We start from the raw sequence: 12988 nt of genomic DNA, 5'->3' as shown, positions 1-12988 counted from the left end.
CTAAGGACATCGCACCGCTCCTAGTGCTGGCTGCGCAGGAGATCTGCGGCGCGCTCTGCAATGGCAATGGTCGTTGCATTGGTGTTACCGGAAATCAGCAGCGGCATCACCGAGGCATCGATAACCCGCAGATTGGCGACCCCGCGCACGCGCAATTCGGGATCAAGCACCGCATCTTCGCCACCCATGCGGCATGTTCCGACAGAATGATAACCGACGACCGCGGTTTCGCGGATCACCGCCTCCCATTCCGCATCAGTGCGGGGCATTTCGGCTGGCGAGTTGTTTGCGACCACGTGCGAGGCGAGGTGCTTACTCTCAAACACGTTCTCAAGAAATTTGCAGAACGCAATGAGACGAATGACGTCGCGCTCGTCGCCCAAGTGACGGTGGTCGATCACAGGCGCATCGTTGGGATTGCGGCTTCTGAGGCGCAGTTCGCCCCGGCTGTCCGGTCTCATGCAATGGCCGCCCAGCGATATCCCGGGCTTCTCATGCATCCGCCCCTTGCCGCTGGTGAGGTCTATGGCCAGCGGGAGGAAGGACACGCAGATGTCCGGCTCGTCCAGATCAGGGCTTGAACGCACACCAGCCATTACCTGAACGGCGGCCGACGCCATCGGCCCTTTGCGCGTTAACATCCAGCGAGCAAGATTCCTGGCGATAGTGAATGGCCCGAACGGGCTGTTGTATGTGGCAACATCGACAAGCTTGCTGAAGCCTATGCCGCAATGGTCTTGCAGGTTCTGGCCCACAGGTCTGTCTGAAACCACCGGGATCCCCATCGCGGCCAGGTCTGCCGCCGGGCCGATCCCGGAGCGCATCAGGATCGCTGGAGACTGGATTGCACCCGCGCATACCAGAACCCTCCGTGCAGAGATGTCGCTGGTGATGCCATTTCGGTGCACGCGAAGACCGGTTGCCTTGCCTTGTTCGATCAGGACATGGTCAACCAGTGTCTCGGTCATTATCCTGAGGTTGGGCCGCTTTCGCGCGTCGGCCAGATAACTGCTCGCGGTGCTGGACCGAAGTCCACCAGGCGCAGTCGTGAAGTTTTCATAGACTCCGAACTGATCGCCATCACAGTAGTCTGGCTTATGCGGCACACCGTTCTCGACAAATGCCGCGATGACTGCATCGGCAAGCGGGTGCCGGGCATTCTGCAAGCCGACCCGCAAGGGCCCAAGGCTGCCGTGCCACTGCGATGGTGCGTCCTGGAAGTTTTCGGCCTTCTTGAAATAGGGCAGCATATCTGCCCAATCCCAGCCCTCGGCACCGCAACCAACCCACCGGGTGTAGTCCTGCCGATTACCGCGAACGTAGACCATCCCGTTGATCGAACTGGACCCTCCAAGCATCTTGCCACCAGCCCACGCAAGGCTTCGCCCGCCAAGACTTGGGTCGGGTTCTGTTTTGTAGGCCCAGTCGAAGGACTTGTTTCCCATCATCAGGAAGGAACCAGCCGGCATGCGAACGAACAGGTTCGAACTGCGGTCCTTTCCTGCTTCAATCAGAAGCACACGGACATCGGGGTCCTCTGTCAACCTAGCGGCCAGAACCGCCCCTGCGCTACCGGCGCCTGCGATGACATAATCCGGCATTTCTTCCATGGCTGCCTCTACCGTCCGACAGGCGCGCTGATACCGATTTCGCTAGCGTCAGGTCGGCCAAACGAGATCGAGGCGATTGACGCCGTTGACCGCACCGGTGGCCGTCTGAGGGGGACTTTCCGGATCAAGCATGATCTGCGGAATCCGTTTGGTCCACTCCTCCAGCATGATCGCAAGCTCGCTGCGGGCCAGGCCCGCCCCGGGGCAGCGGTGAATCCCGTTGCCGAAGGTACAATGCATCTCACGTTTGCGATCGAAGTTGACCGTAAGAGCGTCTTCCCAACGCTTGTCGTCCAGGCCATGCAGACATGTCGGCAAGACAATCATCTCGCCGGCCTGCACCGTTACACCCTTGTACTCGATATCGGCGGTCACACGACGGGCGACAGTTGCCACTCCGTGTCGGCGGATCAGTTCTTCGACTGCAAACGGGATCTTCGCAGGATCCTCGCTTAGTGCACGATAATGTTCGGGATTGCGGGCGAGGAACCCCATGGTGAAACCCATCATGCTGGCAACCGTGTCGAGCCCGCCGAACATGACATCCATGCTCTGGCCCATGACCTCGATCTCGTTCATAGGCCGTTCGCCAACCTTGCCGTGAACGATCTTGCTCAGCAGGTCGCCGCCCGGGTTTGCCCGACGCTCATCGATCCAGAATTGGAGATATTCAGACATTTGCTGCTGGCTCTGGGCCAACTCTTCCATGCTGGATGGGCGCACAACCCGATCAGCAATACCGACCAGCATCTCCCGGTCGCTCAGGGGCAGGTTCACCAAGGACAGGAAAATGGTCATCGGCACGTGACGCGCAAACTCGGTCATGAATTCGCAACGACCACGGTCTCGGAATGACTCAATGAGGTTGACTGTCAGCTCGCGCACGTTGCCGGAAAGCGCACGAACTGACTTCGGATCAACGAATGGAAGTACGATCTTGCGATAGTAGTGGTGTTCTGGATCGTCGGATTCGTTCGGAATCAGTTTGAGCGGCCCCTCACTGGGCGGAACGGAGATATTCTTCGCCGACAGGCGATCCGTGTCGGCATATAGCTCCCAAAGCAGTTCTGCCGAAGTTGCGATCCAGTGTCCTCCGTTGTGGGGAGACCAGACAAGTCCGTGATTGCCGGGAATATCGAGCGACTTCCACGCCATCTGCGGATCGGTCTCTCCACCCGGCAGTGCATAGATATCGGCATCGACGACCAGTTCGACAGGAACGTGGGCCGGGCGATCAACAGCGAGGACAGTCACGTGTTTGCTCCTTCCAGAAAGCGCTTGCGCAGTTCGATGATTGGGGCAAATTCATCGAGGACATGTTGCGGCGTGTGGATGATTGAAGGGTCATCGATCTCGGCGATGTGCCGCTCGATATCCTCTGGGCTTGGCGCGGCATCATAGTTGCTCAACCAACCATTGGTCGCAGCAATCAAAACCTTGGCGTAGCGTCCAGCCGTGGCGCTGTAGACGGAATGCGTGGTCTGGCATCGCTCGCTGACCAACCAAAGCACCATCGGGGTGACGAAATCGGTTGTCATTGCGGGGACAACCATGCCCATGTCCGGGTTCAGCCGCGCATAGAAACTGTCCGGCCAATCGAGATCGGTTGCCGTTCCCAGTCGCCCGGAACCCGCAGGCAACAGACCGTTTGCGGTGATTCCAAACTCGGCTCCTTCGACCGCAATCGCGTTGACGAGGCCGACCAGCCCCGCCTTGGCGGCTGAATAATTGGCCTGCCAGTGTGAGCCGAACATGGCAGACGCCGAACTGGTCAACAGGATGCGGCCAAAGCCGTTTTTCTTCATCGCCGAAAACGCCGGTTGACCGACATAGAACCCCGCCATCAGGTGAACGTCCAGGATGGATCGGATCTGCGTGTCGTCGAGCGCTTCGAACGGTGCGTTGCGCAGGAAACCGGCGTTGTGGACGAGGATGTCAAGTCGTCCAAAGGCATCCAGGGCCGCCTTCACGATTGCTGCGCCGCCATCACGGGTCGCGCAGCTTTCATGGCACGCTACTGCTTCACCGCCGCTGGCAACGATTTCCCGTACCACGGCTTGCGCCGGGCTATCATCACTGGCAGCAAGTGGTGCACCACTTGTGTCGAGCCCAAGGTCGTTAACGACTACCTTCGCGCCTCTTGCCGCCAGGCTCAGCGCATAATGGCGCCCCATGCCATTGCCCGCGCCGGTTACGATCGCCACTCTGCCATCGTACCGAATCTGCTCCGGCTGGCCTCCAGCGTCGCCCTGAGCTTCATCAACCATTCAAATCTTCCATTCTTTTGATATTCTGGTCCCGCCGCAGCGATCAGGCCGCACGGACCGAAGCAGCGCGGCGATCTTCCTGGATCAGTTCTGCAGCGCGCATGGCCATCCCCATAGTCGGGGCGTTTGTGTTGCCTGCCACCATTTCAGGGAAGACCGAGCAATCAACGACGCGCAGTCCGTCGATGCCGCGCAGGCGGAGCCGTCCGTCAAGCGGAGCGGAATTGTCCATGCCCATTCGCACAGTTGCTGTGGCGTGATAACCGGCGCTGCCATAGCGATTGAATAGATCTATGATGTCATCGTCGCTTCGCGCCTGCGCCGTGAAGTCGGTTTCTCCAACCACAAATTCCTTAAGGGGCGCCTTTGCCATCATTTCTCGGATGAAGCGGAACTGGCCGATCGCCGCGCGCCGGTCATAATCGTCTGACATGAAGTTGGGATCGATGTTCAGCATCGCTGCTGGATCACTGCTTGTCACCAGCACATGACCTTCGCTTCGCGGCCGCAAGGTCATAGAAAAGACCTGCATTCCCGGCTCGGCCTCCATGGCCATTCCCGCCGCCATATCGAGACTGTACGGCGCAAACATGAGCTGACTGTCAGGTCGCTCACTTTCCGGCAGGACCTTGACAAATGCTGCCGCCTCCGATGAGCCGAAGCTCATTGTGTTGTTTAACCCCATGACATGCTTGGCAACATTCGCAAGCAGCCTTGCCCCGGTGAACTGATCGTTCGCGCTGTCACGCCGATGACGCAGCCGGAAGTTCATCATCACCAGATTGTGCTCACGCATATGGTGGCCAACGCCGGGGCAATCCAGCGCGACCTCGATCCCCGCCCGCTGCAAATCCTTGACACCACCAATGCCAGACAGCTGGAGAATGCGCGGAGAGCCGATTGCCCCCGCCGAGAGAATAACCTCTCCGCCACACCGAAATTCGACCTTCGCGCCATCGCTGCGAATCCCAGCGATGCCGACAGCCCGACGACCTTCGAGAAGGACCCTGTCCGTCCGGACACCGGTTTCAATCTTTAGGTTAGGCCGGTTTCTCGCCTTTGCGAGAAAACCTCTGGCAGCGGAGACGCGGCGCCCTTTGGCATCGATATTCCACTGCAGCGGGCCGATACCCTCTTGCCGGGGATCGGAATGGTCCGACTTGATAGGAAGGCCCATCTCGCTTCCTGCTGCCAGCCAGGCATTCAAAAGAGGCGAAGGAGCCGGGTGAGTCTTGACCCGGATCGGTCCACCGACACCACGATCCGCGCTGGGACCGCTGGCGTGATCCTCCAGCGACAGAAAAATGCGCTGCATGTGCGCCCAAGACCACTGCTCACCCGCAAGGTCTGCAAGCCGATCATAGTCCGCTGCAACGCCTCGGTTCCAGACCATGCCGTTGACGCCACTAGACCCGCCGAGCATCTTGCCGCGAACCCACACTTCCTGCCCTGCGCCGTCGTCGCGCGACCGCACTGTAGGGTAGAAATGCGCGGTGGCCGGGTCAGTCAATGTCTTGCCGAACCCTTTGGGCATCTTGATAACGAACGAATCTCCGTCTCCGCCTTCTTCGACAAGCAGGACCTTGCAGGCGGGATCGGACGAAAGCCTCTCGGCAAGGACAGAGCCCGCAGAGCCCCCACCCACGATGATGTAATCGAAGTCATTCATCGAGCAATCCTGTGAAGGCATTCCTGGCTTGGCAAGCCCAAACGCCCCGCCCGCCGCGTACACACGGACTTGATCTCCTATATGATATGGACCAGCCCGGCTGCGGGGTTTCCGAATGGAGAGGTTACTCTCAAGTATCCTGCTTGTGATTGTCACAGCATAAAGGCGTTCCCACCTGACCGGCAAATGTATGCGCCTTAGTATGCTCCGCGATTTGGGAGCGTACGCGGTAATGCAGGAAGTGAAGACCTTTTGCCGTATCTGCAATTCAGCCTGTGGACTGATCGCGGACGTCGACGATGGAGAGGTGGTCAAGCTCAGGGCCGATCGAAATCACCCTTTGAGCGGTGGGTACTCCTGCTCCAAAGGCCGCAACCTTCCCGCATTCCATCGCAGTCCACGACGGCTACTTGCCCCGAAAATCCGCCGCAATGGCGAATTTACCACGACTGATTGGGATGAAGCGCTGGACGATCTGGCTGACAATCTGCGCACGATCGTTGAGCAATCTGGCGTTCAGGCCATCGGCTTCTTCATTGGCGCCGGTGCCTTCTTCGATGGGCTTCTCTATCTGACTGCACGGGGCGCCGCCGCAAAGATGGGCACACCGCAGGCTTATTCAGACCAGACCATCGACTCGATCCCCAAGAGCATCGCATGCGAACTGGTGGCCGGCTCACCCATGGCGCTGACCCAGCCCGATTTCGAACGGTGCCGAATGTTGCTGTACTTCGGGGCCAATCCGCTTGTGTCGCACGGGCAGGCTACTGCCCATTCCAATCCGACCAAACTGCTACGCGATGTAGCAAAGCGCAGTGAGGTTTGGGTTGTCGACCCGCGCAAGACCGAAACGGCCCGCAACGCAACCCACCATCTAGTGGTTCGGCCGGGATCGGATCATGCCATCCTTGCCTATCTGGTGCGCGAGATCCTTCAGGATGGCGCAGACCGTGCATACATCTCGTCACACTGCCAGGACGTCGAGCAACTGGCTGAGGCAGTCTCCCAGTTCGACCTTGCCAGAGCGTCACAGGCAACCGGACTTGGCGAAGACAGCCTTAAAGACCTACTTGCTGCAGTGCGAAGGCATGGCCGTGTTGCGATTGAGTGCGGAACCGGCGTGTCGATGTCATCTACCGGTGGCGTGGTGCACTGGCTGTCGCTGGCTCTGATGGCCATAACTGGTTCGCTTGATCAGGAAGGCGGGGTATGGTTCAATCCGGGCTTTCACACTCAAGCCGACAAGCGCGACATCCCGAGCGCTCCGCCGGAAGGCTATGTACGTCCGGGCCCCGCAAGTCGGCCTGAACTCTCCAGCTGGATCGGAGAGTATCCGGTTGCGGCGATGCCCGACGAGATTGCAGCCGGGAACCTGAGGGCCCTGATCAACCTGAGCGGCGGGCTGGTTCAATGTATGCCCGACGTTGCCCGCTCAAAGGCAGCGTTAGAAAGCCTTGAGGTCTTGGCCACGCTCGATGTGGTCGAAACAGAAACAACGCAAATCTCAACCCATGTCCTGCCGCTCAAGGCGCAACTCGAACGTCTCGATGCCTCAATGTGCCTCGACATGATTTCTCCCGCTGTCGCCACCAGCTATACCGATGTCGTCATTCCGCCGCCGCCGGGCGTGAGATCAGGTTGGTGGGTGCTGGCACAGATCGGCAAGCGGCTAGGCTATGATCTTGCGCTCGGTGTGGATCCCGACAGCACCAGCGACGAAGAGTTCATGGCTTATCTTACGTCTGACAGCCCCACCTCACTGCCAGAAATGAAAGAAAAGGGATATGTGCAGGCGACACCCGCCGTGTTCGGCTGGTTCCTCAAACGTATTGGTGAGGTCGGCGGTTGGCGGCTGGCTCCCGCGCCACTTGTCGAACAGCTCGCTACTATCAGCGTTCACGACGCGCCCTTGCTGATGATTTCGCGTCGCCTCCATCTCCATTTCAATTCGCGCAGCAATGGCACGAAGGAAGCGGGCGGCATCATCATGAACGATGAAGATGCGATGGAGGCTGGGCTTTCCGAAGGGGCCAAAGCCATCGTGCGCAGCGCGCACGGTTCGGTTGAGGGAATTGTGCGCATCGACAAGACCCTATCGCGCGGAGTCATGAACGTGCCGCACGGTTTTGCCGATATCAACGCCAACGCACTGACCAGCCTGGAACACGTCAACAAGCTGACAGGCATGCCCACTTATTCTGCTCTGCCCGTCACTGTAGTTCCGGCCTGAGTGCATCTCGCGGTCATCGATAGCGTCAATTCCAGCGACCATTGGCGAGAGCCAAACCAAGCCGCAAGGCCGCACGTCGCCAGTCAGTGATCACATGATGAAGGCGTTTGCGAAGGGCGCGTCGAGCATTCAGGGCATCGCGCAACAATGACCTTACTAGGTCCTGACCCTAGCGCTTGGAATGCCCCGATCCGAAACGATCAATCATGCGAAGTTGCTGAGCCAACGATTGCGGAGTCGTCCCATTCGCTCAGCGCCTGCTTCACGATCTCACGTCGGAAGGGGATCACGTCGGCATAGCGCCCTTCCCTGATCTTGTTGACCCAATCCGGATCGCCCATCATGCTGCGGCCTACCGCTACAAGATCAAACTGTCCCTCGCGGAACAAGGTTTCGAGCTTTTCGATACTTTGCTGCGTGCGGCTTTCGATTACCTGCTCGGTGTAGATAGTGTCCATGACATCAACATTGAGACCGACTGAACCTACCGTAATCACGGGGAGATCGGTTTGCGATTTCACCCAACCGGCAAAGGTCGTCGGGGCGTCAACCGCCGCGGGTTCATAGAACCGCCGCGTCGATGCGTGGAACAGGTCCGCTCCGGCATCTTGCATGCGCTTCAGAAAAGGTTGCAATTCCTGCGCAGAATGAACGATGCGAGCCGAATAGTCGGCTTCCTTCCATTGGGAAAAGCGAACGCTGATCAGAAAATCAGCGCCTGCAGCCTTCCGGATAGCGGCTACGATCTCAGCGGGGAAACGAGCCCGTTCCGCCAGGGTCGCGCCGCCATAGTCGTCGGCACGAAGATTGGTCTCCGACCATAGAAACTGATCCAGAAGATAGCCGTGGGCGCAGTGGACTTCGACACCGTCGGCGCCGAATGCCTTCGCTTGCATCGCGCTATCGACGAAGCCATCGCGAATCTCGGCGAGTTCTGCCAACGTCGCAGCCCGACCATTGGGATTGCCTGCCCGGATTAGGCCACTCGGGCTCAAGGACGCCATATCCGGCCTCGGCCCTCCGGAGTTCTCCACGCGGCAGGCCCCTGTATGGTTCAGCTGAACCAGAATCCGGCTACCCTCACCATGTACGGCATCGAAGCAGCGGGTCCAGGAATCGGCTCGCGACGCATCGATCATCATGACAAAGCCATCATGGCCGGTGGCAGTGGGATGATTGACTGCAACTGATTCCGTGATGATCAGACCTGCACCACCATGCGCACAGCGTCGGTAGTACTCGATCAATTGTGGCGTCAGCGTGTAATTGACCGCGAGCCCGCGCTGCATGGCTGGAAGAACAAACCTGTTTCGCAGCTGAACTGCGCCAACCGACAGCACGCTGAACAATCCGCTCATCTGCTCTCCCGCCCAGCCCCATGTCCAGGACTTCTCCGAAGCGTAAATCCTGACGTGGCACAAGCCATGGAAAAAGCAGCATCAACCTTACACAATCATGATTGAGATTTGGCTGTTGCGGTCTTGCGAAAACAAATCTCAGACATGGCGTCCATCGGCGATCCAGCCCAAGCTTATCAGGTAGATGAAACCGGTACTGTGGCACTCGACGGTCCTTGTCGTGCCAGAAGCACCGCCATACGCTCTCCCAACGGACCTGATCGGGATCAGCGCCTCTGCATCCATTGCAAGATGGCAGTCATAGCGCCGCTTTTCAGCAATCCTGTGACGAGAACAATGGAGAGGGCGAACATGGTCTGCGTACACGAGGCCAGCAATACGTCGGTTTCAAGAAGGGATCTGTTGCACGCGGGTGTCGCGACAGCCGGAGCCGGGTCGTTGCTGACTGCCATACCGCATCAGGCCATTGCTGCGGGGGCCGCGTCGGCATCGCCGCTCACCGGCCAATCGTTTGGGCCCAGCAACAACTACCTTGAGATGGCGAAATCTGCCGCAGACTGGATCTTGTCATCGAGAAGTGCGGATGAGTTTGGCGTGTTCTTTCCTGCGGACCCGAGCAATCCAAAGCGACTTTTCATGACATCGAGCTCTCCGGAGTCATTCTATTGCGGCATCGCCGGAATGATAGTGACCTTCGCAGAACTGGCGCAGAAAACCGGCGAGGTGCGTTATCGTGAAGCGGCAATCGCGGGGGCCGAACGCCTGCTTAAACGGTGGAGGGCTATCGCCGATACACCCATTCCGACAATCGACATGCGCTGGAGCATGATTTTTGGCGTTTCCGGTATCGGCATGGCGCTTTACAAGGTTGGAGACATGCTGTCGGAGCAACGCTTCACAGCAGCCCTGCAGTCGATCGCAGACCGTATCGTTGCGGCCGCCGATCACAACAATACCAAAGGCACTTGGACCCCGTTCGCAGGCTATATTGCAGACAGCAGCACGATCCTGTTCCTGTTGCACGCTGCGAGGATTCTGAATCGTAAGGATTACCTGCGCACAGCGGAGATGGCTGGAGACAGGTTGATCAGCCTCGCATCGCAGGAAACTGACGGAACGCTCGCATGGAAGGGGCCGCAGAACCCGGTCTTTCCGAATCTTTACTACCCCGGATTTGAATTGGGTACGGCTGGCATCGCCTATACCCTTGCATCGATCCATGAAGAGTCCGGTGACCCGCGCTACCTGGATGCGGCTAAACGCGGCGCGCAACATCTCATGAATCTCGCAGTCGGAAATGGGAAGGCGGCTTTGATCCCCTATGCCTTGCCCGATCATCCTGATGTGTTCTACCTCGGCTTCTGCCACGGCGCGGCCGGTACCGCGCGCTTGTTCTACAAGCTTCACAATCTGACCGGAGAGCGCCTTTACCTCGACTGGACCAGCCGTCTCGCCGAAGGCATCCTGTCAGCTGGGGCACCAGAACTCGAAAGCCGCGGCATGTGGAACACTGTCACACAATGCTGCGGCGTAGCCAGCCATGTTACGCTGTTTCTGGGTCTATGGGCGAGATACGGCAATCCGGAGTATCTTAAGGTCGCACAACGGGCCGCGGCAACGATATCCAGCCGTTCGAGTAATCTGGATGGCAAGGGTGCCAAATGGTACATGGCTTGGGCAAGAGTCGAGCCTGCCAATGTTAATGCCGAAGCAGGTTACATGATCGGCGCGTCCGGCATCGCAAGCGCGTTGCTGCACCTGCATTTGGCAAATGCCGGACAATACGAAGTCAATCTTCCCTGGGACAACCCATTCCCGACGAAGAAGGTCTGAAAGTCCATTGGCCCCCTTTGGCGAACAACCTTTGCTCTGTAGGTCTGCAGCCTCGTCTGGCTTTATTTCAGTGAGACGAATGCCTCTCGCAGCCCGATATCATGGTGCTGATAGATCACAAAAGCTTTGCTGATTTTCTGTTAAAATATTGAATTATGGCGATATATTAAGAAGCGCTAGGTCGATTTCGATCCTCACAATGCATCGCCACAATCACTTCCGATATTCGCAGATCTGTCCTGCATTGTGTACGTGGGCGATAAGCGGAACAGCCAACCGGCATGTGGGCCTCACCAGGCTCGAATGAGCGAACCAGTATTTCGGGAGACATTCATGGCCACCCAACTCGATCCGGCAGCGATACCCGTTGGCTGCCCCATGCACGCGGCAGGCGAGCGCTTCCAGCCGTTCGAGCACGATGGCATGTTCGAGCAGCTTGCGGAGTACCGCAAGGATGTGCCGATCTTCTATGCACCGCAGATCGACTACTGGGTCGTCAGTCGGCGAGAAGACGTCATCTCCGTCCTGCGCGACCATGAAAGGTTCTCTGCCTCTGTCGCCACGCAGGCTGTGGTACCATGGCCGCCTGAACTGCTGCAGTTTCTTGCCGACAACGGTTTCACCAATGAGAGCGTTCAGGTCGCATGCGATCCTCCACGCCACAGCCGGGTGCGCAGTCACGTGCAGGGCTTTCTCAACCCGAAGAAGCTGCAATCCTTCGAGGCCGAAGTGCGGCAGCTAGTCCAGAGCTACGTCGAGGCGATGAAAGGCAAGGATACCGTCGATCTTGTTGATGCGCTGACCTACGAACTTCCAGCCATGACTGCGTTTCTGCTGCTCGGCGTGAAGGATATCGATCCACGCCGGATCAAGGCCTGGACCGAGCTGCGCGTCAAGCTGATGCACGGCTTTCCGACGCGGGAGGAACAGATGTCCGCTGGCGATGACCTGCTCGACTTCTGGCGCTTCTCCTGCGATCTGGTCGAGCAGCGCAAGCAGAACCCTGGCGACGACTACCCGAGCTGGCTACTCGCCTCGCGCGGTGGCGACGATGAGAAGCTCACCGAGAATGAACTCAAGAGTCTCGTTTTCGCACTGCTGCTTGCTGCCCACGAAACGACATCAAACGCGTCGGCAAACATCATCCTCGAATTGCTCCGCCGCCCGGATGATTGGGCCGCCCTCGTTGCCGATCCTTCACTGATACCCAACGCGGTCGAGGAAGGCTTTCGCTTCTGTTCCTCGGTCGTCTCTTGGCGCCGTGTTGCCAAGGAAGACTTCGAATTGGGCGGGGTCAGTCTGCCTGCCGGGACGAAACTTTTGCTATCTCTCGCTTCTGCAAGCCGGGACGAAAGCGTGCACGAGAATGGTGATGTCTTTGATATCCGGCGCAAGAACGCCCGTTCGCACCTTGCTTTTGGCAATGGCATCCATTTCTGCATGGGTGCGCCGATCGCCAGGATGCAGGTGCGGATGATGCTTGAGGAACTGACGAAGGCGTTCCCCGACATGTCTCTGGTCAATGATGACCCGGTCGAAATCGTCGGCGTTCTTACATTCAGAGGGCCCTCACGATTGCCGGTAAGGCTTTACGCATAGGCAAGCGATCCCGTCTGGCAAGAAGTCTGGAAGCTCGATCTGAGCTTGGAGGTTACATGGAATCGGAGAAGATCAAGTTCACCTTCCTGTCGGCAGATGGCACGCGACAGCAGGTCGTCGGCGCTGCTGGCGAAACCGTGATGGAAGTTGCCTATGCCAATGGCATAGAAGGCATAACCGCTGAGTGTGGTGGCTCCATGTCGTGCGGCACTTGCCATGTCTATCTCGACGAGACGACATTTGCGCAGGCCGAAGCGCCTTCGGAAAACGAGGTCGACATGTTGGACATCGTTTCCAGCGAACGACGCCCGACAAGTCGGCTGAGTTGCCAGATCAAGCTGAGCGCGGCGCTTTCCGGCGCGGAAGTGACCATTCCCGAAACACAGTTCTAGGCTGCGGTCAGGAACATGCATAGCCAAGGG

General features: G+C 58.4%; 9 protein-coding genes. 4 read left to right on the top strand and 5 right to left on the bottom strand.

Annotation, left to right across the window (positions count from 1 at the left end; genetic code table 11):
• Positions 1-20 precede the first annotated feature (20 nt).
• Genes IQ25_RS06910 through IQ25_RS06895 form a run of 4 tightly spaced genes read right to left on the bottom strand, consistent with a single transcriptional unit; the run spans position 21 to position 5702 of the window.
• On the bottom strand, positions 21-1610 hold the full coding sequence (locus IQ25_RS06910; RefSeq protein ID WP_144904077.1) for a GMC family oxidoreductase: 1590 nt from the start codon (positions 1608-1610) through the stop codon (positions 21-23).
• Between the two features lie 48 nt (positions 1611-1658).
• A complete protein-coding gene (locus IQ25_RS06905) occupies positions 1659-2864 on the bottom strand; it encodes a cytochrome P450 (RefSeq protein WP_144904075.1) in 1206 nt (401 codons plus the stop codon).
• Entirely contained in the window at positions 2861-3877 is a 1017-nt protein-coding gene (locus IQ25_RS06900) for an SDR family NAD(P)-dependent oxidoreductase (protein ID WP_144904073.1), read from the bottom strand. The genes IQ25_RS06905 and IQ25_RS06900 overlap by 4 nt, the downstream gene beginning before the upstream one ends.
• Before the next feature lie 43 nt (positions 3878-3920).
• Entirely contained in the window at positions 3921-5702 is a 1782-nt protein-coding gene (locus IQ25_RS06895; protein WP_144904071.1) for a GMC family oxidoreductase, read from the bottom strand.
• Between the two features lie 76 nt (positions 5703-5778).
• Between IQ25_RS06895 and IQ25_RS06890 the strand changes: the two genes are divergently transcribed.
• Positions 5779-7776, top strand: a complete 1998-nt coding sequence (locus tag IQ25_RS06890; protein WP_158637698.1) for a molybdopterin-containing oxidoreductase family protein — start codon at positions 5779-5781, stop codon at positions 7774-7776.
• A 200-nt stretch (positions 7777-7976) separates the two neighbouring features.
• On the opposite strand, the gene IQ25_RS06885 is transcribed toward IQ25_RS06890, so the two are convergent.
• Entirely contained in the window at positions 7977-9134 is a 1158-nt protein-coding gene (locus tag IQ25_RS06885) for an oxidoreductase (protein ID WP_144904067.1), read from the bottom strand.
• A gap of 144 nt (positions 9135-9278) precedes the next feature.
• On the opposite strand from IQ25_RS06885, the gene IQ25_RS06880 reads away from it, so the two are divergent.
• From IQ25_RS06880 to IQ25_RS06870, 3 genes are all read left to right on the top strand, one after another.
• Positions 9279-10967, top strand: a complete 1689-nt coding sequence (locus IQ25_RS06880; RefSeq protein WP_144904065.1) for a lanthionine synthetase LanC family protein — start codon at positions 9279-9281, stop codon at positions 10965-10967.
• Positions 10968-11300: 333 nt separating this feature from the next.
• On the top strand, positions 11301-12566 hold the full coding sequence (locus IQ25_RS06875) for a cytochrome P450 (protein WP_158637697.1): 1266 nt from the start codon (positions 11301-11303) through the stop codon (positions 12564-12566).
• A 56-nt stretch (positions 12567-12622) separates the two neighbouring features.
• Positions 12623-12958, top strand: coding sequence for a 2Fe-2S iron-sulfur cluster-binding protein (locus IQ25_RS06870; protein ID WP_144904061.1), 336 nt, complete (start codon positions 12623-12625; stop codon positions 12956-12958).
• The last annotated feature ends 30 nt before the right edge of the window (positions 12959-12988 follow it).

This window comes from Novosphingobium taihuense, from assembly GCF_007830315.1.
GTDB classification, from domain to species: Bacteria; Pseudomonadota; Alphaproteobacteria; order Sphingomonadales; family Sphingomonadaceae; genus Novosphingobium; species Novosphingobium taihuense.
Note: the sequence above shows the minus strand (reverse complement) of the source record. Positions and strands in the feature narration are given on the sequence as shown.

What these genes read in the sequence shown, in the direction of transcription:
- IQ25_RS06910 (WP_144904077.1), bottom strand. Translation starts at nt 1,610, where the DNA reads ATGGAAGAAATGCCGGATTATGTCATCGCAGGCGCCGGTAGCGCAGGG.
- IQ25_RS06900 (WP_144904073.1), bottom strand. Translation starts at nt 3,877, where the DNA reads ATGGTTGATGAAGCTCAGGGCGACGCTGGAGGCCAGCCGGAGCAGATT.
- IQ25_RS06890 (WP_158637698.1), top strand. Translation starts at nt 5,779, where the DNA reads ATGCAGGAAGTGAAGACCTTTTGCCGTATCTGCAATTCAGCCTGTGGA.
- IQ25_RS06885 (WP_144904067.1), bottom strand. Translation starts at nt 9,134, where the DNA reads ATGAGCGGATTGTTCAGCGTGCTGTCGGTTGGCGCAGTTCAGCTGCGA.
- IQ25_RS06880 (WP_144904065.1), top strand. Translation starts at nt 9,279, where the DNA reads ATGGCGTCCATCGGCGATCCAGCCCAAGCTTATCAGGTAGATGAAACC.
- IQ25_RS06875 (WP_158637697.1), top strand. Translation starts at nt 11,301, where the DNA reads ATGGCCACCCAACTCGATCCGGCAGCGATACCCGTTGGCTGCCCCATG.
- IQ25_RS06870 (WP_144904061.1), top strand. Translation starts at nt 12,623, where the DNA reads ATGGAATCGGAGAAGATCAAGTTCACCTTCCTGTCGGCAGATGGCACG.